The sequence below is a fragment of the Achromobacter sp. RT286_PF genome (assembly GCF_059760425.1).
This window is the reverse complement of sequence record NZ_JCBAMR010000041.1, coordinates 21,938-42,823: the sequence shown is the minus strand read 5'-3', so window position 1 is coordinate 42,823 and position 20,886 is coordinate 21,938. Positions and strand designations below refer to the sequence as shown.

Sequence of the window (20,886 nt, the reverse complement as noted above, 5' to 3'; positions counted from 1 at the left end):
GTTGCGGACAACGCGCGGGGCCTTGTGCATCAAATCACGCGGGGGCGGGTTTATTCGCCGAACTTGATGCCTTGCGCCAGTGGCAGGTTGCGCGAGTAGTTGATGGTGTTGGTGGCGCGGCGCATGTAGTTGCGCCAGGCGTCGGAACCGGATTCGCGGCCGCCGCCCGTTTCTTTTTCACCACCGAAGGCGCCGCCGATTTCCGCGCCGGACGTGCCGATGTTGACGTTGGCAATGCCGCAGTCGGAACCGGAGGCCGACAGGAAGGTTTCAGCTTCGCGCAGGTCGTTGGTGAAGATGGCGGACGACAGGCCCTGGGGCACGCCGTTTTGCAGGGCAAGCGCGTCGGAAAATTCCTTGTAGCGCATCACGTACAGGATGGGCGCGAAGGTCTCGTGGCAGACGACGTCGGTCTGGCCAGGCATTTCGGCGATGGCGGGGCGCACGTACCAGGCGTTGGGATAGTCCTTTTCCAGCACGCGTTCGCCGCCGGTGACCGTGCCGCCTTGTTCACGCGCGGCGCGCAGGGCGTCTTGCATGGCGTCGAACGAGCCGCGGTCGATCAGCGGGCCGACCAGGTTGCCAGCGTCCAGCGGATTGCCGATGGTGGCGCTGGCGTAGGCTTTGTGCAGGCGTTGGACCAGGGCGTCGGCCACGCTTTCGTGCACGATCAGACGGCGGGTGGTGGTGCAGCGCTGGCCGGCGGTGCCGATGGCGCCAAAGACGATGCCGCGCGCGGCCATGTCCAGGTCGGCAGTGGGGCCGACGATGATGGCGTTGTTGCCGCCCAGTTCCAGCAGCACGCGGCCGAAGCGTTGGGCAACGCGCGGGCCGACCTGGCGGCCCATGCGGGTGGAGCCGGTGGCGGACACCAGCGCGACGGCGTGCGAATCGACCAGCGCTTCGCCAACTTCGCGGCCACCGATCAGCACTTCGGACAAGCCGGCGGGGGCGTCGCCAAAACGTTGCATGGCTTGCGCGAACAGGGCTTGGCAGGCCAGGGCGGTCAAGGGCGTTTTTTCAGACGGCTTCCAGACCACGGCGTTGCCGCAGACGATGGCCAGCGCGGCGTTCCAGGACCAGACGGCAACGGGGAAGTTGAAGGCGCTGATGACGCCGATGACGCCCAACGGGTGCCAGGTTTCCATCATGCGGTGGCCGGGGCGTTCGGACGCGATGGTCAAGCCGTACAACTGGCGCGACAGGCCGACGGCGAAATCGCAGATGTCGATCATTTCCTGCACTTCGCCTTCGCCTTCGGCCAGGATCTTGCCGGCCTCCAGGCTGACCAGGCGGCCCAGTGCGGTTTTGTTCTGGCGCAGCGTTTCACCCAGCAGGCGGATCAGTTCGCCGCGGCGGGGCGCGGGCACGTCGCGCCAGGCCAGGCTGGCCTGGCGTGCGCGCGTGATGGCGGAATGGGCCTGGGCCACCGTGTGTTCGTGCACCCGGGCCAGCTCAGCGCCGTCGATCGGGCTGCGCGCGGTCAGGGTGCCGCCGGTAAGGGCGTCGGCGGAAAGGCCGAGCGCTTGCAGGATGGTTTGAGGGGTGTCCATGCCGGTTCCTTGGAGTGCCAGCGAAATCAATGCTTCGCTAAGTGGTTATGCGGGTTATGCGGGTTATGCGGGAAATGCGGGGGTTATGCGGGTTATGCCTAAGTGGCGATTCGGGAAAAAAATTTACTATACGAAACTCCAGCGTGAATTGCGAAACTTTTTTTCTAAACCGGCTTTAGCGTCGTTTGCCCGTTGGCGGTGGGCGCGGGCAATAGAAAAACCCCTCTTCGAGGTGCATCAGTGGCAGACGCTTTACTTGATGTCCAGGCAGTCACCAAGACGTTCCAACGCGACGGGCAGCCCCCGCATCTGGCGCTGGATCACGTGGACTGCCAGTTGAATCGAGGCGAGGTCATGGTGGTCGTCGGGCCGTCCGGCTCCGGTAAAAGCACCTTGCTGCGCACGCTCAATGGTCTGGAAAGTATCGATAGCGGCACGATCCGCGTGGACGGCGTGTCGCTGACCGACCCGGCTACCGACGTGAACCACTGGCGCACCGAAGTGGGCATGGTGTTTCAGCACTTCAACCTGTTCCAACACCGTACTGCGCTGGACAACGTTGCGCTACCCCAGCGCGTGGTGCGTGGCCGCAGCCGCGCCGACGCGGAAAAATATGCGCTTGATCTGCTGGGCCGCGTCGGCATGGCCGACTACGGCCAGCGCTATCCCAGCCAGTTGTCCGGCGGCCAGCAGCAGCGCGTGGCGATTGCGCGCGCCTTGGCCATGGACCCCAAGCTGATGCTGTTCGACGAGGCCACCTCGGCGCTGGACCCCGAAACGGTGGGCGGCATTCTTGAATTGATGCGGCAACTGGCGCGCGACGGCATGACGATGGCGGTGGTGACCCATGAAATGGGTTTCGCGCGCGACGTCGGTGACCGCGCGCTGTTCATGGACGCGGGCCGCATCGTGGAAACGGGTACGCCCGACGAGGTGTTCTGCCATCCCAAGGAGCCGCGCACGCGCGCCTTCCTGGACAAGATCCTGTAGTCCAAGCACAGGCCGGTCCGGCAAATCCGGGCGCTGCCGGCCATGCGGCAACACAACGCTTTGCCCGGAATGACAAGGTTTCATCCACCTCTAGGGGACATTCAAATGTTGAAAATCAAACAATGGCTGGGCGTGGCCAGCGTCGCGTTCGCGGCGGCCACTGTGGCGCTGCCGGCGCAGGCCGACGAGCTGGGCGACATCATCAAGCGCGGCGAATTGCGCGTGGCGGTGCAGACGTCCGGGCCCCTGATGAGCTTCATGGACAAGTCGGGCAACCGCACCGGCCTGGCCGTGGAAGTGGCCAAGCGCATGGCCGACGACCTGGGCGTCAAGCTTGTACTGCAAGACTACGAATGGAAGGGCTTGCTGCCCGCGCTGCTGTCGGGCAAGGCCGACATGGTGGCGGCCGACATGACGCCCACGCCTCAGCGCGCCGCGCAGGTGCTGTTTTCGGCGCCGATGTTCTACGCCGAAACGGTTGCCGTCGTGCCCAAGGACTCGCCCTACAAGTCGTACGAGGAACTGGACAAGGCAGGCGTGAACGTCGGCGTGCTGGGCGCCAGCACGTACGCCGAAGTGGGCAAGAAGATGTTGCCCAAGGCCACCATGAAAGAGTTCTCGGGCGGCAGCGCGCCGGTCGGTCAGGCCTTGTCCAGCGGTCGTCTGGACGCCGGCATCATGTCCATGTCCACCGCCAACCAGTTCCTGGTGGACTTCGGCAACCTGCGCGTGCTGGACGGCGTGATGGTGCGCGAACCGCTGGCCTTCGCCGTCGGCCCCAACGCCTTTCGCCTGAAGTTCTGGCTGGATAACTGGCAAACGCTGAAGACCGCCGACAACACGCTGCCCGATCAGGTGAAGTACTGGTATTCCACCGACTGGAAGAAGGACCACTGATCACCGATCACCGATCGATAGCGCGGCACAACAGGGGAGGCCGAAGCGCCCATGGACTGGTTGACTGACTATTACAACTGGCGCATCGTCAGCCAGTACACGGGCGAATTCGCCAGGGGCCTGGGCAACACGCTGATCGCGGCGGGCGCCAGCCTGGTGCTGTCGGTGTTGGCCGGCGTGCCGCTGGCCTTGCTGCACATGTCGCGCCGCGCCGCCGTGTGGCGGCCGGTGGCCGCCTACGTGCAGTTCATCCGGTCCACTCCCTTGCTGGTGCAGATCTACCTGGTCTATTACGCGGTGCCCATGCTGATACCGGGCGCCGGGCGCTGGAGCGAAATGATCCTGGGCATTCTGGCCATGACGCTGCATCACGCCGCCTACATGAGCGAGATCATCCGCGTGGGCATCGAGTCCGTGCCGCGTGGCCAAGTCGAAGGCGCCAAGGCGTGCGGCATGAATTATCAACAGCGGCTGCGCTACGTCGTGCTGCCGCAAGCCTTTGCCAATACGCTGCCGCCCTTGCTGGGGCAGACCGCCGTTCTTATCAAGGACACGTCGTTGCTGTCGCTGATCACGGTGTTTGAACTGGTGGCCGCGGGCGTGCAGATGAACAGTGACCGCATCGTGCCCAGCGAAAGCTTCCTGACGATTGCCGCTGGCTATCTGCTGATCTACGGCGTGATGCTGTTGTTGTCGCGAGGCGTCAGCCTGTGGTTGGCCGGCCCGGCCTGGAACGCGAGGTAAGCATGCTGGATTCCTATCTGTCCACCGCCGGCGTCGTGCTGCCCTTCCTGCTCAAGGGCTTCTGGGAGACGCTGAAGATATCCTTTGTAGCCATCATCGCCGGGTCATTGCTGGGCTTTGTGATTGGTGTGATCCGAAGCTATCACATACGTGTTATCCATCAGCTGCTTGGGCTGTACATCCACGTTCTGCGCGGCACGCCGTTCCTGGTGCAGCTCTACATCTTCTACTTCGTGCTGCCCAGCTCCGGCATCGAGCTGCTGCATTGGGATTCCGGCACCGCCGCGTTCGTGTCGCTGTCGGTGTATACGTCCTGCTATGTTGCCGAAATCGTCATGGGCGCCATCCAGTCCGTGCCGCGCGGCCAGACCGAAGGCGCGATGACGCTGGGCCTGCGGCCCCTGCAAATCCTGCGGCTGGTGGTGTTGCCGCAGGCCATGCGCCTGATCGTGCAACCGATGAGCGGCGTCTACGTCATGCTGATCAAAAGCACCGCCATCCTGTCGGTGGTCGGCATCACCGAACTGACGCGCCAGGGCGAGGTCTTCATCATCACCTTCCCAGCCAAATCGCTATTCATCTACGGCCTGATCGCCGCCATCTACTTCATCTACTGCTACCCGTTGCTGCGCCTGGCCAACTGGCTGGAAAAGCGCCTGACGGGCGGCCTGCAAGGCGCAAGCCTGCACTGACACGGACCCCACCGGCATGGCCTCCGAGTACATCGACACCTATTACAAGCGCACCCTGTCCGGCAGCGATACGCGCTACGCGCCGCTGGCCGGCGTGGCCAGCACCGACGTCTGCGTGGTGGGCGGCGGGCTGGCGGGCTTGTCCACCGCGCTGGAACTGGCCCGGCGTGGGCGCAGCGTTACGTTGCTTGAAGGGCGGCGCATTGCCTGGGGCGCGTCGGGCCGCAATGGCGGCTCGGTGTCGCCCGCGTTCTCGGCCGGCGCCGACGCCATCAAGCGCCATGTGGACGAAGACCATTACCGGCAGCTGTATCGGCTGTCGATGGAAGGCGTGGAGATCATCCGCGACAACATCCGTACGCTGGCCATCGCCGACGCGCACAAGGTCGACGGCCGCCTGCGCGTGGTGCGCTACGAAGCCACCGATGCGCTTCAGCAGTGGTGCGAGGCGCAGCGCCGTGATTTCGGCCGCGACGTGCGTTTTCTGACGCGCGAGCAGGTGCGCGAACGGCTGGTGTCCGACGTCTATCACCAGGGCATTGAAGACCCGTCTTCGTTCCACTTCCATCCGCTCAATTACGCGCGCGCGCTGGCCCGAGAATGCCAGCGCCTGGGCGTGCGGATCCATGAAGATTCCGCGGTCACCGGTTTGGCGCTGGAAGGCGCGGTCAAACACCTGAAGACGGCGCAAGGCCAGGTCGACGCGCGCGCCGTGGTGTTGGCCACCGGCGGCTACACGGGCGATGTCGTGCCGGCGCTGCGGCGCGCCATGTTGCCGATTGCCACCTACATCATGCTGACCGAACCGCTGGGCGACCGTGTCAAGGAAGCCATCCGCAGCACCGCCGCCATCGGCGACGATCGGCGCGCCGGCAATTATTACCGTGTGCTCGATGGCGGGCGCATCGGCTGGGGCAGTAGAATCACCACCCGTGTCGACGACCCGCCCGATCTGGCCGAGTCCTTGCGCCGCGAATTGCTGTCCGTTTACCCGCAGTTAAAAGGCGTGCGCGTTGAAACTGCATGGTCGGGGCGCATGGCCTACGCCCGCCACCTGATGCCGCAAATCGGCCTACTGGCGCCGGACGTGTGGTACTGCACGGCGTTTGGCGGGCACGGCATGAACACCACCTCGATCGGCGGACGCGTCGTGGCCGAAGGGATCACCGGCGACACGCAGCGCTACAAACTGTTCGCACCCTTTGGCCTGGCCTGGAACGGCGGCGGCCTGGGCACGGCGGCGGTTCAACTGACTTATTGGTCTTACCAGGCGCGCGACTGGTGGCGGGAGCGCACTACGCGGGCATGACAAGGTACACAGGATGCAAGGCAACAAACAAAGCGCATTGGCACAACGGCTGCGAGCCCTGCGCCAGGCGCGTGACTGGACACTGAAGCAGGCGGCGGCGGCCACCGGCGTCGCCGCGTCCACGCTGTCCAAGATAGAAAACAGCCTGCTGTCGCCCACCTATGACAACCTGATCAAGATCGCCGCGGGCCTGGAACTGGACGTGGCCGAACTGTTCACCGCGTCCGACGCCCACATGGGCACCGGCCGCCGCAGCCTCAGCCGCCAGGGCGAGGGCCGCCAATACGAAACCCCGTACTACGACCACCGCCTGTTGTGCACGGCCCTGTCGCACAAGCGCATGATGCCGTTTCACACCCGCGTCAAGGCCCGGTCGTTCGACGAATTCCAGGACTGGAGCCGCCATGGCGGCGAGGAATTCGTCTACGTGCTGGAAGGCGAAGTCCAGCTTTTCACCGAGTTCTACGAGCCGGCCCGTCTGAAATCCGGCGAAAGCTTCTATATAGACAGCCGGATGGGCCACCGCGTCATCAGCCTGAGCCCGGAAGACGCGATTGTGCTGTGGGTGTCGACGCACGCGGACATCGAGGAAGAGTAAAGGCGCCGGCGTAGGAGCAAGGAGCCGCCGCAAAGTTTCCCGCAACAAGGTAAAATGCGCCGCCCGGATCTCTTGCCGGGTGTCAAAGACTGCGCGGCAGTAGCTCAGCTGGATAGAGCACGGGCCTTCTAAGCCCGGGGTCGGGGGTTCGAGCCCCTCCTGCCGCGCCAGAATAGTCAGCGAACCCAAGGGCATACCCCTTTCGAAATTCGCTAACAGCTAAATAGACCAATACGCTCGTCTACGGCGTTGCTTTATGGCGCGTGCCGAAAGGGCGGCATACCTCCGCGCCGGACGCCGCTGCAATAAAAACGCCCGCAAGTCTGCGGGCGGTCGGCGATTCGTATATTCCTGGCGGGTTACGGCAGGGCCAACAGATAATCCTTGAAATTGGCGATAGCTATGAAAGCGTTGGGTTGACACCCAAACATGTTGTCGCAGGTTGCAGCCATCTTGATGGTGTGAGTACCGTAAGGACCCGGTTCCTTGATGACCGTGTAAGCCAGCTGCGGAGAGTTGCGCGTGGGGCCATAGGTCTGGATCACCGAGCTGGACACGCTCTGGATCTTGTACGCCCCGTTTTGTGCCAGCCAAACCTGGGCACCATCCCATAGCTTCCCGCATTGCTCAGCGCCCGAACATACGATCGGGGCTTGTGCCCGTGCTTTGGTGTCGTAATCGACGGTGCCTGCGCAGCCCGCGAGGGCGAGGAGTACAGGAGCAGCAAAACATGACTTTTTCATGGCGACTCGGGCTTCCAAATGATTAGCGGTGTGGGTAGACGATGATACAGCTAGTAACTCTAATCAAAGCGTAATGTAATAGAAAATCCGCTCAAGCCCTTTCTGCTGCGCTACTAACAACATTCCGCTGATTTTCAAATCGCCAGCCCCGCCCCGTCCACCTTCAGGACCGGCACCCCCGCCAGATCCACCCCATCAAGACACCGCACGTTGACCGCCCAACCGACGAACGCCTGCTTCCCCTGCGCCAGCTCTTGAGCCGTGGGGGCGCTGGGCACTCGAAACGGAAGGATCCCGCAGTGCGGACAAAAGTAGTCCTTTGCGGTCTTTGAGCCCCACTGATAAACGCTCAAATCATCCAGCGGCGTCAACATGCGCAGTGCTGCGGTCGGTACGCGATGAATCAGCGCGCCACGCCGCTTGCAGATCGAGCAATTGCAGCTGCGGACATGGTCCAGGTTCATGTCCACTTCAAAGCGGCACGCGCCGCAATGGCAGGAGCCTTGATAGGTGCGCATAGGGGTCGTCCGCCTAAAAGGAGTGATTCTAGAGGCAGGGATGGCAAGGCGGGGTAGTACGGCCATCGTCAAATAAGCCCATGCTATTCGGCGCAGGCTGGGTTTGCCCTCCACCCCGCCAACACCCGATCACAAACCTCCCCCGCTTGCCCCAGATAATTCGCCGGATCACTCAAGCGATCCAGCTCTTCCTTCCCAAGCAGATCCCGCGTGCCCTCATGCGCCGCGAGCGCTTCCTGCATCGCAACCTTCAGCGTGCAGTTCCTGCGAACCGCCTCCTTGGACGCCCGTTCGACCAATTCATGCGCTTCGATACGACCCATCCTGGCCCCGAGCGCCAGCGCGTAAGCTTCGGCCAGAATCAAGCCATTCGTCGCACCAAGATTTCGGGTCATGTTTGCCGGATGCACTTCCAGCCCGTCCAGCAGGCTCGCCAGATGCCGTAATGCGCCGCCCGCCAACGCGCAGATCTGCGGCAGGACGTCCCATTCCGCTTGCCAGCCGCCCAACGCGCGTTCGTGTTCCTGCACCATCGCGGACAGCATGGTGGACACCAGCGGTGGCATGCGGGTGGCGGCGGCGAGGATGGCGGCGCTGCTGACGGGGTTGCGCTTGTGCGGCATGGTGCTGGAGCCGCCGCGCCCCGGGCCGGTGGGTTCGGCTAGCTCGGCGATCTCGGTCTGCGCCATCAGCGACACGTCGCGGGCGATTTTGCCCAGCGTGCCGGTCAGCACGCCCAGTGTTGCCGCCAAGTCGGCCAGGCGGTCGCGATGCGTGTGCCAGGGCATGTCGGGCAGGGCAAGGCCCAGTTCTTCGGCCAGGACGCGCGCAACATCGGGGGCGGCGTTGCCCAGGCTTGCCAGCGTGCCGGCGGCGCCGCCGAATTGCAGCAGGGCGCATTGTTCGGCGTCGTGCCGCAGGCGTTGCCGCGAGCGGGTCAGCGCTTCCAACCAACCGGCCGTCTTGACGCCAAAGGTGGTGGGCAGTGCGTGTTGCAACCACGTGCGGCCGACCATGATCGTGTCGCGATGCGTCGCCGTCAGCCGGGCGCATGCGCGTTGCGCCGCGTCCAGGTCCTGGTCCAGCTGCGCGGCAACCTGTTGCAGTTGCAAGACCAGCGCGGTGTCCAGCACGTCTTGGCTGGTCGCGCCCCAATGCACGAAGCGTGCCGCCTCGGCGTCTGCCTGGCGCACTGCGGCGGTCAGTTGCTTGACGAAGGGGATGGCGATGTTGCCGGCCAGCATGGAGGCGGAAGCGATGGCGTCCAGGTCCAGGATGCTGTTGATGTCTTCGGCATGGCAGACCTTGTGGATGCTGCGCGCCGCGCTGTCGGGGATGACGCCGCAGCGCGCCTGCGCGCGGGCCAGCGCGGCTTGCACCGCCAGCATCCGCCGGATGGTGCCGGGGCCGGAGAACAAGCCCATGATGTCGCGGTCGGAATAGATCTGTTCGGTCAGGCCGGAAAGAATGGTCATGTTGCGTCCGTTGCTGACGCGGTCAGAGGTCGAAGAACACGGTCTCGCCCGCGCCCTGCAAGACGACGTTCCAGCGCAGTACGCCGTTGTCCGACGCCTGCGCGATCAGCGTGCTTCTGCGCGCGGCAGGCGTCTGGCGCAGGACCCAATCCCGTTCATTGGCTTGCGCTTCGTCCGGGAAGTACAGGCGGGTGGACAGATGCTTGAGCAGGCCGCGCATGAACAAGGACACCAGCAGATGAGGCGCTTGCAGCGAGCCGTCGGGCGCCGGCACGCCGCCGGGCTTGATCGTGGTGAAGCGGAACGAGCCGTCTGCTTCCGTGGGCACGCGTCCGAATCCCGTGAAGCCGGCTGGCGCGGCGTTGTCCGCATGGCGTGGATCGTCCGGGTGACGGTACACGCCGCGTGCGTCGGCTTGCCAGATTTCTATCATGCCGTCGGGCACCGGGTTGCCCTGGCCATCGATGATGCGGCCTTCAATCACGACCGGGGGCGCGCCCAGGTCGGGCTGACCCGCCGTCAAGTCCGCACAGTTCAGGCCGGACAGGCCGATGTGCAGGTAGGGGCCGACGGTTTGCGAGGTAGTGGGGTAGAGCATGCGTTACTCCATCGGGGTAGCGTTACGGCCGCGCAGCACGATATCGAAGCGGTAGCCCAGCGCGTAGTCGGGCACGGTGGTTTCCCAGTCCAGCGTGGCGACCAGGCGGGCGCGCGCCTTGGCGTCCGGCACGCATTGAAAGATGGGGTCGAATTCCAGCAGCGGATCGCCGGGGAAATACATCTGCGTGACCAGCCGCGTGGCATACGCACGGCCGAACAACGAAAAGTGGATGTGCTGCGGGCGCCAGCCGTTGTAATGGTTGCCCCAAGGGTAGGCGCCCGGCTTGATGGTTTTGAACTGATAGCGGCCGTGCGCGTCCGTTACCGTTCGGCCTTCGCCGCTGAAGTTCGGGTCCAGCGGTGCGTCGTGCTGATCGCGTTTGTGCAGGTAGCGGCCGGCGGCGTTAGCCTGCCAGATTTCGATCAGCGCATCGGGCACCGGCCGACCGTTCTCGTCCAGCACGCGGCCGGACACGATGATGCGTTCGCCGATGGCGTCGGCGCTGGCGATGCGCGTCAGGTTGTTGTCGCCCTGCTTGACGAAGGCGGCGCCGAACGCGGGGCCGGTGATTTCGGACAGGGTCTGCGGCACGGCGATCAGCGGCTCATTCGGCGACCGCAGCAGCGTGGAACCATAAGCGTCGAAGCGGTAGGCGGGCTGGGTGTTCCAGAACGGACGCCGGTATTGGGCAAGATCGGACATTGCGAAAATTCTCCTTTGTGTAGCGGATCAGGGCGTGCGATACGGCTGTGCGGGTGCAGGCCTGACCCGCCCCGCACAACGCCTGCGCATCACCCGCCGAACCAGCGCGCGGGCACGATCACCAGCGCCGGGAAAACGACCATCAGGAACATGATGGCGAACTCCGCCGCCATGAACGGCATGACCCCGCGTGTGACGTCGTCCATCTTCATCTTGCCCACGCCCGCCACCACGTTCAGCACGGTGCCCACGGGCGGCGTCACCAGGCCGATCGAGTTGTTGATGATGAACAGCACGCCGAAATACACCGGGTCGATGCCGGCCGCGCGCACCACCGGCATCAGCACGGGCGTCAGGATCAGGATGGTGGGCGTCATGTCCATGGCGGTGCCCACCACCATCACCAACACCATGATCGCCGCCATCAGCAGGATCTTGTTGCCGATGAATGGCTGAAGCATGTCCACGACTTTGGCGGGCAGGTCGGCCACGGTGATCAGCCACGCGCTGACCATGGCGGCGGCTATCAGGAACATGACGATGGCGCTGGTCTTGGCGGCCGACACGAACACCGCGTACAACTGATTCAGCTTCAGCTCGCGGTAGACCAGCGTCGATACCAGCAGTGCGTACGTGGCGGCCACCACGGCGGCCTCCGTCGGCGTGAAGACGCCCATGCGCAGGCCCACCAGGATGATGACCGGCAGCATCAGCGCCCACAGCGCATTGCGCGCCGCCGTGCCAATTTCCTTGGCGGATTTACGCGGCGGCGGCACCACTTTTTCACGGCGGACTAGCCAAGCCCAGGTCAGCCACAAGGCGCCCCCGATCAGCAAGCCGGGAACGATTGCCGCCATGAACAGTTTCGAGATCGACACATTCGCGGCCACGCCGAAAATCACCAGGCCAATGCTGGGCGGGATCACCGGGCCGATCACGCCCGTGGCCGCGATCAAGCCGCCGGCCGTTGATTTCTTGTGGCCCGCGCTGACCATCATCGGCAGCAGCAACGCGGTCAACGCCGCCGCGTCCGCCACGGCGGAACCGGACAAGGCCGACAACAGGCAACCCGCCATGATGGTGACGTAGCCCAGCCCGCCCTTGACGTGCCCGACCAGCGCCAGGGCCAGGTCCACGATGCGTTTGGACAAGCCGCCCACGTTCATGATTTCGCCGGCCAGCATGAAGAACGGCACCGCCAGCAGCGGAAAGCTGTCCGCGCCACCGATTACGTTCTGCGCCAGGATCTGCGAATCAAAGATATCCAGATGCCACATCAGCGCCACGCCGCTGGCTAAGAGCGCAAAGGCAATGGGCACGCCCAACGCCATCACGCCCAGCAGCGACCCGATGAATACGAAGATGGTCATGCGCTTCTCCCCGGCGCGCCGTGGTTGGCGTCGTCCAGAATCTGCTTGAGCTGCACGGCTTCTTCGGATTCCTGGACCATGATCAGGTCCTGGTCGCGCAGCTTGCCGGCCAGCACGCGATAAAGATCCACCGCGATGATCAGCCCGGCCAAGGCCGAGAACACCAGCCCCGCCACATACACGATCGCCATCGGCAATCCGCTGACCGGCGCGCTGACGTCCGCGTTGATCACGGCCTGTTCCCAGCTGCCCTTGAACATCAAGCCCACGATGTACAGCATGATGATCTGGCCCACGACCAGGCATATTTTCTTGCCCGCCGTCGGCAGCTTGGCCACCACCATGTCCATGCCTAGGTGGCCGCGTTCCTTGAGCGCGATGACGGCGCCCAGGAACGTCAGCCAGATGAACATCCAGCGCGACAGTTCTTCCGACAAGGTGATGCCGGAATTGAAGCCGTAGCGCGCAACGACGTTGCCGAAAACCAGCACCACCATCGCCGCCAGCAGCAGCGCGATGGCCAGTTCCAGCACGCGGCACGCGACCGCGATGAACCCGTCTATGTAAACCATGAAGCCGCCCCCTTCAGCGTGCAAAGCGTGCGCGGTGTCACGCGCGCGCTTCTTGCAGGATGTCGACCAGCCCGCGCAGCGCCGTCAGGTACGAATGCGGCCCCAGCCCTTGCACGGTGCCGCGCACCGCCGGCGAAATGATCGAATGCGCGCGCCACGCTTCGCGCGCGGCGATGTTGGACATATGCACCTCCAGCGTCGGAAACGGCATTGCCTTGATGGCGTCGTGCAGCGGCACGCCGTGCTGCGTCAGCCCGGCCGGATTGACCAGCGCGCCTTGCGCCGCGTCGATGTTCTGGTGCAGAAAGTCGATCAACGCGCCTTCGTGGTTCGATTGCAGCGTGGCCAGTTCCACGCCCAATTCGTCCGCCAGCGTGGCCAGGCGCTGGTTGATTTCAGCCAAGGTCGTGGTGCCGTAGATGTGCGGCTCGCGGCGCCCGAACAGGTTCAGGTTCGGGCCGTGCAAAACAAGAATCTTCATGATGGATACGCCGGTGCGTTTACTTGCGGATGCGTGCGAGTTCGTCGTTGTAGAGCTTGACGATGGCGGGGTCGTAGCTGCCGGTGAAGTGCTCAATGACCGGCTTGACGACCTGCTGCATGCGGACTTTTTCCGCCGGTTCGATCGTGTTGTATTGGATGCCCTTGGCCTGCAATTCCGCCACGGCTTTTTGCGCGGCTTCACGGCTGACCTTGCGCTGGTAGCCACGCGCCTCGTCGGCCGCCTCTTGCATCAGGCGCTGTTCGGTGGGCGACAGCTTGTCCCAGAATTTCTTGCTGACCAGCACGATGTTGGCGGCGTAAACGTGGTTGGTCGCGCTGACGTACTTCTGCACTTCGTAGAACTTGTTCGACAGAATCACCGAATACGGATTTTCCTGCCCGTCCACCGCTTTGGATTCCAGCGCGCCGTACAGCTCGGCAAACGGCATGGGCACGGGGTTGGCCTTGAACGCCTTGAACGTGTCCAGGAATACCGGGTTGGGAATGACACGGATCTTCAGGCCGGCCAGGTCTTCGGGCTTGGTGATGGCGTGCTTGGAGTTGGTCACGTTGCGAAAGCCCAGGTCCCAGAAACCCAGCGCAACCAGGCCTTTTTCAGGCAGCTTGGCGATCAGCGCGCGGCCCAGCGGCCCGTCCAGCAGCGCGTCTGCCTGGCCAAAGTCGGTGACCGAGAAGGGCAGGTCGATCAAGCCGAATTCCTTGACGATGCCGGCCAGCGACGTGGACGCGGGCGCCGACATTTCCTGCACGCCGCCTTGCAGGCCGGACTGCTGCTGCATTTCATTGCCCAGCTGCGATGCGGGGAATTCCTTCACCTTCATCTTGCCGCCGCTTTTGCTGGCAAGGATCTCGGCAAACTTCTGCACGCCCGCGCTGACGGGGTGGTCGGTGTTGTTCAGGTGGCCGAACCGGATGGTGCGTTCCTGGATGTCCTGCGCATGGGCCGTCATGGCGGTCGAGCACAGCAGGCCCATCAGGCCCAGGCAGAAAATGCGGGTCTTCATCGTTGTCTCCTTCCGTGATTTTTTTGGAATGTTTTCGATGTCTTGGAGGACTCGGTAGTGGAATGTAATTCCGAGTGGAATAGTTTTCCACCTAGGGTTATCATCCATCACCCCATTACTTGTTGAGATGACATGGCCGGAGTCCTCGAACGCGCGCTTGCCGTCATGGAGCACCTTTCCTCCCGACCCGAAGGCGTGCCGCTAGCCTCGCTGGCGCAGCAGCTTGAGATCCCCCAAAGCGCCGCCCATCGCTTGCTGACCGACCTGTGCCGTTGCGGCTACGTCAGGCAGATCCGCGACCACGGCGACTACGCGCTGACCGCCCGCGTGGCCTCCATTGGCCTGAGCTATCTGGCGGCGACCGGCATCGTCGATATCGCGCAGCCGCTGGTCGACCGGCTGGCCGATATCTCCGGCGAACTGGTGCGCCTGGCCATCGTCGATAACGAAAGGCTGACGTGGGTCGCCAAGGCGCAGGGCGCGCGTCACGGCTTGCGGTACGACCCGGAAATGGGATCGGACGCGCGGCTGTCGTGCAGCGCGTCCGGGCACGCGTGGATGTTGACGATGTCGGACGAGCGCGCGCTGGATCTGGTGTCGCGCCAAGGCTTCGGTTCGCCGGCGGAATATGGCCCCAACGCGCCCACCACGATTGCGGCGTTGACCAAGATGCTGCAAGCCGGCCGCAAGCGCGGCTACGCGATGATCAACGAAGTGTTTGCGCCCGGCATGACGGCCATGGCGGCGCCCGTGCAGCGCAAGGGCGAAGACGCCATCGGCGTGCTCAGTATCGCGGGCCCGGCCATGCGCCTGACCGAAGCGCGCATGCTGGAACTGGGCCCTCAGTTGCTGGCGGCCACCGAAGAGTTGGCGCTGGCAAGCCTGGCGTCGCCGATGTTCCGAAAGCGCTTTCCCATGCAGGGCCGTAGTGACGGCGACGATACGGCGAAGTAGGCCGTGAACCGGCCACGGCGCGCTAGTCCTCTGCGGCCGGGCCATTGCCCCACGTGCCCACGCGGGCCGAGCGCAGTAGCGGCGACGCCTCTGCCGCCTGCGCCAGCTCGCTGGCCGCGCGCAGCAGCGCCGGTCCAAACTTTTCCATTGCCTTCAGCGTCAAGCGTTGCGACGGGCCGGCTACCACCAGGATGCCGGTGCTTGCGTGGCCGGGGCGGCGAATCGGTGCCGCCATCGCGCTCATGCCCGCCGCATAAACGTCTTGCAGCATGCTGTACCCGCGCCGCCGGTGGCCGTCCAGGCCGGCAAGCAACGCGCGGATCGACGTGGGCGCGTTCGGCCCGAAATCGCGCGGCTTGCCCAGCCCTTGTTCGGTGACGTACGCAATCGCCTGGTCCTCCGGCAACGTCATCAGCCAGGCGTGGCCGGCCGCGCTGCAAGACAGGCGCAGGTCGATGCCCATGTCGGGGTCATACAGCAGCCCCGACTTTGCCCCTTGCGCCTTGGCCACCAGGGTCAGCCGCTTACCGTCGACGATGGCCAGCCGCACCAGTTCGCCGGTGGCCAGGGCAAGGCGGTCGATGACCGGTTGCGCAATGTCGACCACGCCCGAACGCCCCAGAAAGCTCAAACCCATCGACGCCAGCTTGGTCGTCAACGCATATTCGCCGCGCACCGGCGTCTGCCGCACGTAGCCGTACTTCATCAGCTCGTGCAGGGTGCGGTGGCAGCCGCTGCGCAACTGGTTCAGGTCGTCGGCCACCGTTGCCAGCGCGACGCCGTCGGGGTGCTTGGCCAGGTATTCAAGCAATGCCAATGTCTTTTCGATTGCCCCGCTCATTGCAACTCCTTGGGTTGGCCACCATGAAAAAACCGAGCGCTGAATGCCGCCAAATTCAAATTTTGAATTCGGCCAAAATTTGAACGGCATTCAAAATTATGCCCTATGCTCGCAGCGAAATATTCCTTGCCGACACCAAACCAGAGGGGTTGTGATGCAGATTGGAAAGCCGTTATTTCGCCTTGCCGTAACCGCCGCCGCATCTCTTTCGGTTTGCCTGGCGCTGACCGCCACCGTGGCCGCGCAAGAGGTCAAGGCGCGTACCTTGAAGTTTGCATTCAGCTTGGCCGCGGATCATCCGCTGGGGCAGGGCGCGCAGAAGTTTGCCGACCTGGTCGCCGAGAAAAGCGGCGGCAAGATGAAGGTGTCGATCTATGCCAACGCCGTGCTGGGGGGCGACCCGCAAAACCTGTCGGCGGTGCGCGGCGGCACGTTGGACTTCACGTCGATGGCCACGGGGCTGCTGGCCGGCATCGACAAGCGCTTCATGGTGTTTGACCTGCCGTTTCTGTTCAACGATGCGCGCGAAGCGTATGCGGTGTCCGATGGCCCGGTGGGCAAGCGCCTGCTGGACGGCTTGGCCGACCACGGCTTGGTCGGCCTGGGAATCTGGGACCTGGGCTTTCGCAACATGACCAACAGCCGCCGCCCCATTACCGGCGTGCAGGATTTTCAGGGCTTGAAGATCCGGGTGATCGCCGCGCCGGTGTATATCGAGATGTTCAAAACCTTGGGCGCCAACCCCGTGCCGATGACGTTCGGCGAAGTCTATGGCGCGCTGGAGTCCAAGGCCATCGACGGGCAGGACAACCCCGTGGGCGTGATCCAGTCCGCGAAGTTCGCCGAGGTGCAAAAGTACCTGTCGCTGACACGGCACATCTATACCGGTATGCCCTTCCTGATGAGCAAGAAGACGTGGGACGGCATGTCGCCGGCCGAACGCCAGATCATCCTGGACGCGGCCAACGAAGCCAAGCAGCAAGAACGCAAGATCTCGCAGGCCAAGGAAGCCGTGGCCATCGACGACTTGCGCAAGCTGATGCAGGTCAACGAGCCGTCGCCCCAGGCGGTAGACGGCTTGCGCCAGGCCGTCAAACCGGTGGTCGACAAGTTCGCCGGCGAGATCGGCACGGACGTGATGCAGCAGGTGGCCACGGAATTGTCCGCGCTGCGGGCAAAGCGCTGATCATGGCGCTATTGGGCAGCGCCGCCATCGCCATGTGGTGGGATATTGCGCCGGCATGGCGCTCGGAATTCGAAGACTGGCATTCGCATGAACACTTCCCCGAGCGCATGGGCGTGCCGGGTTTCCGGCGCGGCTCGCGCTGGGTCAGCGCCCATGGCGGAGAAGGCTTTTTCGTCATGTACGAACTGGACGGCTACGACACGCTGAGTTCGCCCGCCTACCTGGGCAGGTTGAATCAGCCCACGCCTTGGTCCACCAAGCTGATGCCGCAACATCGCAACATGATCCGCAGCCAGTGCAGGGTGCTGGAAAGCGTCGGAGGTGGTTTGGCGCGGTACGCGCTGACCCTGCGTTTGTCACCGCGCGCAGGCGCGCAGGACGCATTGCGCGCGTTTGTAAAAGCGCATGCTGCCGCCTGCTGCGTGCGCCCGGGCATTTCGGGCGCGCATCTGCTGATGACGCAGACCCCCGCGATTGCGCAAACGACCGAGCAAGCCATACGCGGCGCCCGCGACGGCGTTGCCGATTGGATCTATATCGTCAACGGCTACGACATCAACGCGGTCACTGCCTGCGAAGGCGAGGTGCGCAACGCCGAGGAACTGGCGAGGCACGCCGACCCGGCCGCCGCGTGGTCGGATATTTATTGTTTGTCGCATACGCTGGAGGCCGTTGGGACCGGGCTATCAGGCCAAGGGGCGACACCAAACGCGTGAGGGGGATGCGCCGGACAGACGGTTTATCGGCCACGGGCAAATGCTAATCTCGTAGCCTGATCTATCGGCGCTACGGTGAAGCTCAGGCTACGCGCTGCCGGCACTCCCATTCTTTAAAGGCCCCCCATGCCCTCCATCGATCCGTCCCTTTCCTCTTTGACCCTGAATACCAGCGAAGACGGCCTGCGTTACCTGCAAGGCAATGTCGATACGCCAGACATAAACGGGGGCCAGGTCTATGTGTCCGTCCAGGTGCTGGCGGACTCTCGCGACAATGAGGTCGGGATGGCGGCGTTTACGCGGATCATGGCGGATCTGGGCGCGTGGATCGCCAAGGCGACGGCGTACTTGGAAGAGGTGTATCGCAGCGATCCCGAGGTGCTGGGCTGCGACGCGTCGTTCCAGCTTCCGGTGGGCGTGCCCCTGGTGGATGGCCCGGAAGTCATCTTCCATGGTGAGGAAGACTGGTCCATTCTGTTCGAGGAAGGGGTGTTTCCCATCTGCGAACCCTACGGCATCATGGTCAACTTCCAGGACGGCGAAGTGGCGGATTTCACCGACCTGTCGGGCGTCGAAGAAGAGTGACCGCCGGGCCGCGCTGCTACGACTTGGAACGATTTTTTGACGTTTGCCTTGCTATAAATACCGCTGATGAAGCCATGGGCCAGGGAAAATGTTGATTCGATTGTTGAGCCGCCACAGCGTGGCGCTCTTGTTTGCCGCACTGATATCCGCCTGTTCGTCAACGCCGACCACACCGACGGGCTCTAGCGAAACCGCCAAGGTTGCCGCGTCCGAGCGGGTGGTCAGCGATAACTGCAAGATTCTGCGCAGCCGCTGCATCTTTGAAGGGTCTTACGATGCGGGCGAACGAAATTACGCCGAGCTGGAGGCCAAACGCCTGAATAAGGCGGAATTGGATCGGCTGCGGCGCATGGCGCAGTAGCCTCTCGACGCCCGCAAGGAATTGCACGCGCGGCACGCAATTCCCGTTATTGATCGGCTTGGTTACAGACCGGCAATCAGGCCGGTAATTATTTGCGCTGGCATCCTGTTTATTGAGTAGCATCGGCACATCGCATTGCCGTGTATTCAACATCAGGAGAAGTTCGATGGCCCGCGCTACCGCTCATGCAGTCGATTCTCCGCAGCGTTATTTATTCAGTGGCGGAGCCGGCCGCGCGCCGAACGGTGCCAATGGCGCCAACGGCGGCAACGGCGTATTGAGCCTCAAGCGGCCCTGCCAATGTGGCAGCGTAGCCTGTGGCTTGATTTACCAGCGGGTGATGGCGGATATGTCGCGTCGCAAGTTCCTCGGCGGCGCGGCGGCCATGATGCTTCCCTTTACAGGCGCGCGCGCGGCCAGCAACTGGCTGCGTCACCCCACGCCTTCCGATCGTCCCTTGCTGTTGACCAACCTGCGTTTGTTCGATGGCTCGGGCAAATCGGTACAAAACGGCGTGCAGGTATTGATTCAAGGCAACGTAATTGCCGCCTTGCCCAGCGCCGGGCAATCGGTTGACGGCGCACAGGTGATTGATTGCCAGGGCAAGCTCGTCATGCCGGGCTTGATCGACGTGCACTGGCATTCCATGTTGGCGGCGGTGGGCCAAACCGTCGCCATGACGGCCGACCTGGGGTATCTGTATATCGCGGCTGCCGAGGAGGCCGAGCGCACGTTGATGCGTGGGTTTACCTCGATTCGTGACGCAGGCGGGCCGGCGTTTGCATTAAAGCGCGCCATCGATGAAGGCATGGTTCCCGGTCCCCGCATTTATCCCAGCGGCGCCATGATTTCACAAACCTCGGGTCATGGGGATTTTCGCTTACGCAGCGACTTGCCGCGCGCGGCCAATACCCCGTTGAGCTTTGTGGAAAGCGCCGGCGTGGCGATGATTGCCGACGGCACCGCCGAAGTATTGCGGCGTGTGCGAGAGCAGCTGATGTTGGGCGCGTCGCAAATCAAAGTCATGGCGGGCGGCGGCGTGTCGTCGCTTTACGATCCCTTGGACAGCACGCAGTTTTCTGAAGTGGAATTGCAGGCCGCCGTTGACGCGGCGGCCGACTGGAATACCTATGTGATGGCCCACGTCTACACGCCCAAGGGTATCCAGCGCACGATCAAGGCCGGCGTCAAATGCATCGAACACGGGCAATTGGCGGACGAGGAAAGCGTGCGCATGATGCGTGAAGAGGGCGTCTGGTGGAGTCTGCAACCGTTCTTGATGGACGAGGACGCCAACACGTATCCCGATGCCGCGCGTCAGGAATCACAGCGGCGCGTGTCGGAAGGCACGGTGCGCGCCTATGAACTGGCGCAAAAATACGGCATCAAGACGGGCTGGGGCACCGACATTCTGTTCAATGCCAAGAACACGCCCAGCCAAGGACGCCAGTTGGCCAAGCTGGTGCGGTTCTATGACCCCCTGACCTTGCTGGCGCAGGCAACCGGGGTCAACGGCGATTTGTTGGCCTTGTCGGGCGAACGCAACCCGTACCCCAAGCCGCTGGGCCGTATCGCGCCGGGCGCCCTGGCCGACATTCTGGTGGCCGACGGCGACCCGTCTCGCAATCTGGATTTTCTGGGTGACCCGGAGACCCATCTGCGCCTCATCATGAAAGACGGCAAGGTTTACAAAAATACCTTGAGCGCGGCCCCGGCCGGTCAATAGTCTTATTAACGCGCATTATCTGGCCGGATTATCTCGCTGGCGGATTATTACAGAATAATCCGCAATAAAGTTAACGCGTTAGATACTTTCTGTCTGGTTTGATTGCCTTTCCTAAACATCGGGGACGCATCCCTCACTACACTTCGCGGTCCGTGTAGAAATGCGAATCCGGGATGTTCAATAGGGCGGTGATAGTGCATGTGGCTGTGTTACTTGTGCTCTGGCCATCACAAAAAATAAGGCAG

The 20,886-nt window shown here is 63.4% G+C and carries 23 protein-coding genes and 1 tRNA gene; 13 read left to right on the top strand and 11 right to left on the bottom strand.

What is annotated here, in order from left to right; genetic code table 11:
- Window positions 1–50: 50 nt before the first annotated feature.
- Entirely contained in the window at window positions 51–1,553 is a 1,503-nt protein-coding gene (amaB, locus tag AC6LJY_RS23880) for an L-piperidine-6-carboxylate dehydrogenase (protein ID WP_498136910.1), read from the bottom strand.
- Between the two features lie 240 nt (window positions 1,554–1,793).
- On the opposite strand from amaB, the gene AC6LJY_RS23875 reads away from it, so the two are divergent.
- The 7 genes from AC6LJY_RS23875 to AC6LJY_RS23845 all read left to right on the top strand — a co-directional run bounded on the left by AC6LJY_RS23875 (window position 1,794) and on the right by AC6LJY_RS23845 (window position 6,953).
- Entirely contained in the window at window positions 1,794–2,543 is a 750-nt protein-coding gene (locus AC6LJY_RS23875; protein WP_104144074.1) for an amino acid ABC transporter ATP-binding protein, read from the top strand.
- Window positions 2,544–2,648: 105 nt separating this feature from the next.
- Window positions 2,649–3,440, top strand: coding sequence for an ABC transporter substrate-binding protein (locus tag AC6LJY_RS23870; protein WP_046804861.1), 792 nt, complete (start codon window positions 2,649–2,651; stop codon window positions 3,438–3,440).
- Window positions 3,441–3,491: 51 nt separating this feature from the next.
- A complete protein-coding gene (locus AC6LJY_RS23865; RefSeq protein ID WP_046804862.1) occupies window positions 3,492–4,184 on the top strand; it encodes an amino acid ABC transporter permease in 693 nt (230 codons plus the stop codon).
- 2 nt (window positions 4,185–4,186) lie between these two features.
- Window positions 4,187–4,876, top strand: a complete 690-nt coding sequence (locus AC6LJY_RS23860) for an amino acid ABC transporter permease (protein ID WP_046804863.1) — start codon at window positions 4,187–4,189, stop codon at window positions 4,874–4,876.
- Between the two features lie 16 nt (window positions 4,877–4,892).
- Window positions 4,893–6,185 (top strand): FAD-dependent oxidoreductase, encoded by a 1,293-nt coding sequence (locus AC6LJY_RS23855; protein WP_314363811.1) that lies wholly within the window; start codon window positions 4,893–4,895, stop codon window positions 6,183–6,185.
- 13 nt (window positions 6,186–6,198) lie between these two features.
- Window positions 6,199–6,783, top strand: coding sequence for a helix-turn-helix domain-containing protein (locus AC6LJY_RS23850; RefSeq protein WP_046804865.1), 585 nt, complete (start codon window positions 6,199–6,201; stop codon window positions 6,781–6,783).
- 93 nt (window positions 6,784–6,876) lie between these two features.
- A tRNA-Arg gene (locus AC6LJY_RS23845) sits at window positions 6,877–6,953 on the top strand.
- A 189-nt stretch (window positions 6,954–7,142) separates the two neighbouring features.
- On the opposite strand, the gene AC6LJY_RS23840 is transcribed toward AC6LJY_RS23845, so the two are convergent.
- From AC6LJY_RS23840 to AC6LJY_RS23800, 9 genes are all read right to left on the bottom strand, one after another.
- Window positions 7,143–7,526, bottom strand: a complete 384-nt coding sequence (locus tag AC6LJY_RS23840; protein WP_485801699.1) for a hypothetical protein — start codon at window positions 7,524–7,526, stop codon at window positions 7,143–7,145.
- 134 nt (window positions 7,527–7,660) lie between these two features.
- Window positions 7,661–8,044, bottom strand: coding sequence for a GFA family protein (locus tag AC6LJY_RS23835; RefSeq protein ID WP_104144068.1), 384 nt, complete (start codon window positions 8,042–8,044; stop codon window positions 7,661–7,663).
- 83 nt (window positions 8,045–8,127) lie between these two features.
- Window positions 8,128–9,519: a 3-carboxy-cis,cis-muconate cycloisomerase gene (locus tag AC6LJY_RS23830; protein ID WP_498136909.1), complete on the bottom strand. Its 1,392-nt coding sequence runs from the start codon at window positions 9,517–9,519 to the stop codon at window positions 8,128–8,130.
- Window positions 9,520–9,541: 22 nt separating this feature from the next.
- On the bottom strand, window positions 9,542–10,117 hold the full coding sequence (gene pcaG / locus AC6LJY_RS23825; protein ID WP_120156463.1) for a protocatechuate 3,4-dioxygenase subunit alpha: 576 nt from the start codon (window positions 10,115–10,117) through the stop codon (window positions 9,542–9,544).
- Window positions 10,118–10,120: 3 nt separating this feature from the next.
- Window positions 10,121–10,822, bottom strand: a complete 702-nt coding sequence (gene pcaH, locus AC6LJY_RS23820; RefSeq protein WP_498136908.1) for a protocatechuate 3,4-dioxygenase subunit beta — start codon at window positions 10,820–10,822, stop codon at window positions 10,121–10,123.
- A gap of 89 nt (window positions 10,823–10,911) precedes the next feature.
- A complete protein-coding gene (locus AC6LJY_RS23815) occupies window positions 10,912–12,192 on the bottom strand; it encodes a TRAP transporter large permease (RefSeq protein WP_498136907.1) in 1,281 nt (426 codons plus the stop codon).
- On the bottom strand, window positions 12,189–12,764 hold the full coding sequence (locus AC6LJY_RS23810) for a TRAP transporter small permease (RefSeq protein ID WP_219990661.1): 576 nt from the start codon (window positions 12,762–12,764) through the stop codon (window positions 12,189–12,191). The genes AC6LJY_RS23815 and AC6LJY_RS23810 overlap by 4 nt, the downstream gene beginning before the upstream one ends.
- A gap of 37 nt (window positions 12,765–12,801) precedes the next feature.
- Complete coding sequence (locus AC6LJY_RS23805; RefSeq protein ID WP_498136906.1) at window positions 12,802–13,245, bottom strand: type II 3-dehydroquinate dehydratase; 444 nt, start codon at window positions 13,243–13,245, stop codon at window positions 12,802–12,804.
- A 19-nt stretch (window positions 13,246–13,264) separates the two neighbouring features.
- Window positions 13,265–14,272 carry a TRAP transporter substrate-binding protein gene (locus AC6LJY_RS23800; protein WP_046804883.1) on the bottom strand — a complete coding sequence of 336 codons (1,008 nt, stop codon included), beginning with the start codon at window positions 14,270–14,272 and terminating at the stop codon, window positions 13,265–13,267.
- A gap of 132 nt (window positions 14,273–14,404) precedes the next feature.
- Between AC6LJY_RS23800 and AC6LJY_RS23795 the strand changes: the two genes are divergently transcribed.
- Window positions 14,405–15,226, top strand: coding sequence for an IclR family transcriptional regulator (locus AC6LJY_RS23795; RefSeq protein WP_120156462.1), 822 nt, complete (start codon window positions 14,405–14,407; stop codon window positions 15,224–15,226).
- Window positions 15,227–15,248: 22 nt separating this feature from the next.
- Here the strand turns inward: AC6LJY_RS23795 and AC6LJY_RS23790 are convergent, their stop codons facing one another.
- Window positions 15,249–16,067: an IclR family transcriptional regulator gene (locus AC6LJY_RS23790; protein ID WP_498136905.1), complete on the bottom strand. Its 819-nt coding sequence runs from the start codon at window positions 16,065–16,067 to the stop codon at window positions 15,249–15,251.
- A 154-nt stretch (window positions 16,068–16,221) separates the two neighbouring features.
- Between AC6LJY_RS23790 and AC6LJY_RS23785 the strand changes: the two genes are divergently transcribed.
- The 5 genes from AC6LJY_RS23785 (at window position 16,222) to AC6LJY_RS23765 (ending at window position 20,641) form a co-directional block, all read left to right on the top strand.
- Entirely contained in the window at window positions 16,222–17,253 is a 1,032-nt protein-coding gene (locus AC6LJY_RS23785) for a TRAP transporter substrate-binding protein (RefSeq protein WP_498136904.1), read from the top strand.
- A gap of 2 nt (window positions 17,254–17,255) precedes the next feature.
- On the top strand, window positions 17,256–17,969 hold the full coding sequence (locus tag AC6LJY_RS23780) for a hypothetical protein (RefSeq protein WP_120156459.1): 714 nt from the start codon (window positions 17,256–17,258) through the stop codon (window positions 17,967–17,969).
- 126 nt (window positions 17,970–18,095) lie between these two features.
- Window positions 18,096–18,554 carry a hypothetical protein gene (locus AC6LJY_RS23775; protein WP_498136903.1) on the top strand — a complete coding sequence of 153 codons (459 nt, stop codon included), beginning with the start codon at window positions 18,096–18,098 and terminating at the stop codon, window positions 18,552–18,554.
- Window positions 18,555–18,642: 88 nt separating this feature from the next.
- Window positions 18,643–18,915 carry a hypothetical protein gene (locus tag AC6LJY_RS23770; RefSeq protein WP_046804889.1) on the top strand — a complete coding sequence of 91 codons (273 nt, stop codon included), beginning with the start codon at window positions 18,643–18,645 and terminating at the stop codon, window positions 18,913–18,915.
- Window positions 18,916–19,264: 349 nt separating this feature from the next.
- The gene (locus AC6LJY_RS23765; protein ID WP_485857163.1) at window positions 19,265–20,641 is read left to right on the top strand and encodes a metal-dependent hydrolase family protein; all 1,377 of its coding nucleotides are present in this window, start codon (window positions 19,265–19,267) and stop codon (window positions 20,639–20,641) included.
- Window positions 20,642–20,886: the final 245 nt, after the last annotated feature.

Coding starts and splice junctions, on each gene's coding strand:
- amaB (WP_498136910.1), bottom strand. CDS start 1,553: ATGGACACCCCTCAAACCATCCTGCAAGCGCTCGGCCTTTCCGCCGAC.
- AC6LJY_RS23870 (WP_046804861.1), top strand. CDS start 2,649: ATGTTGAAAATCAAACAATGGCTGGGCGTGGCCAGCGTCGCGTTCGCG.
- AC6LJY_RS23865 (WP_046804862.1), top strand. CDS start 3,492: ATGGACTGGTTGACTGACTATTACAACTGGCGCATCGTCAGCCAGTAC.
- AC6LJY_RS23860 (WP_046804863.1), top strand. CDS start 4,187: ATGCTGGATTCCTATCTGTCCACCGCCGGCGTCGTGCTGCCCTTCCTG.
- AC6LJY_RS23855 (WP_314363811.1), top strand. CDS start 4,893: ATGGCCTCCGAGTACATCGACACCTATTACAAGCGCACCCTGTCCGGC.
- AC6LJY_RS23850 (WP_046804865.1), top strand. CDS start 6,199: ATGCAAGGCAACAAACAAAGCGCATTGGCACAACGGCTGCGAGCCCTG.
- AC6LJY_RS23840 (WP_485801699.1), bottom strand. CDS start 7,526: ATGAAAAAGTCATGTTTTGCTGCTCCTGTACTCCTCGCCCTCGCGGGC.
- AC6LJY_RS23835 (WP_104144068.1), bottom strand. CDS start 8,044: ATGCGCACCTATCAAGGCTCCTGCCATTGCGGCGCGTGCCGCTTTGAA.
- AC6LJY_RS23830 (WP_498136909.1), bottom strand. CDS start 9,519: ATGACCATTCTTTCCGGCCTGACCGAACAGATCTATTCCGACCGCGAC.
- pcaG (WP_120156463.1), bottom strand. CDS start 10,117: ATGCTCTACCCCACTACCTCGCAAACCGTCGGCCCCTACCTGCACATC.
- pcaH (WP_498136908.1), bottom strand. CDS start 10,822: ATGTCCGATCTTGCCCAATACCGGCGTCCGTTCTGGAACACCCAGCCC.
- AC6LJY_RS23815 (WP_498136907.1), bottom strand. CDS start 12,192: ATGACCATCTTCGTATTCATCGGGTCGCTGCTGGGCGTGATGGCGTTG.
- AC6LJY_RS23810 (WP_219990661.1), bottom strand. CDS start 12,764: ATGGTTTACATAGACGGGTTCATCGCGGTCGCGTGCCGCGTGCTGGAA.
- AC6LJY_RS23805 (WP_498136906.1), bottom strand. CDS start 13,245: ATGAAGATTCTTGTTTTGCACGGCCCGAACCTGAACCTGTTCGGGCGC.
- AC6LJY_RS23800 (WP_046804883.1), bottom strand. CDS start 14,272: ATGAAGACCCGCATTTTCTGCCTGGGCCTGATGGGCCTGCTGTGCTCG.
- AC6LJY_RS23795 (WP_120156462.1), top strand. CDS start 14,405: ATGGCCGGAGTCCTCGAACGCGCGCTTGCCGTCATGGAGCACCTTTCC.
- AC6LJY_RS23790 (WP_498136905.1), bottom strand. CDS start 16,067: ATGAGCGGGGCAATCGAAAAGACATTGGCATTGCTTGAATACCTGGCC.
- AC6LJY_RS23785 (WP_498136904.1), top strand. CDS start 16,222: ATGCAGATTGGAAAGCCGTTATTTCGCCTTGCCGTAACCGCCGCCGCA.
- AC6LJY_RS23780 (WP_120156459.1), top strand. CDS start 17,256: ATGGCGCTATTGGGCAGCGCCGCCATCGCCATGTGGTGGGATATTGCG.
- AC6LJY_RS23775 (WP_498136903.1), top strand. CDS start 18,096: ATGCCCTCCATCGATCCGTCCCTTTCCTCTTTGACCCTGAATACCAGC.
- AC6LJY_RS23770 (WP_046804889.1), top strand. CDS start 18,643: ATGTTGATTCGATTGTTGAGCCGCCACAGCGTGGCGCTCTTGTTTGCC.
- AC6LJY_RS23765 (WP_485857163.1), top strand. CDS start 19,265: ATGTCGCGTCGCAAGTTCCTCGGCGGCGCGGCGGCCATGATGCTTCCC.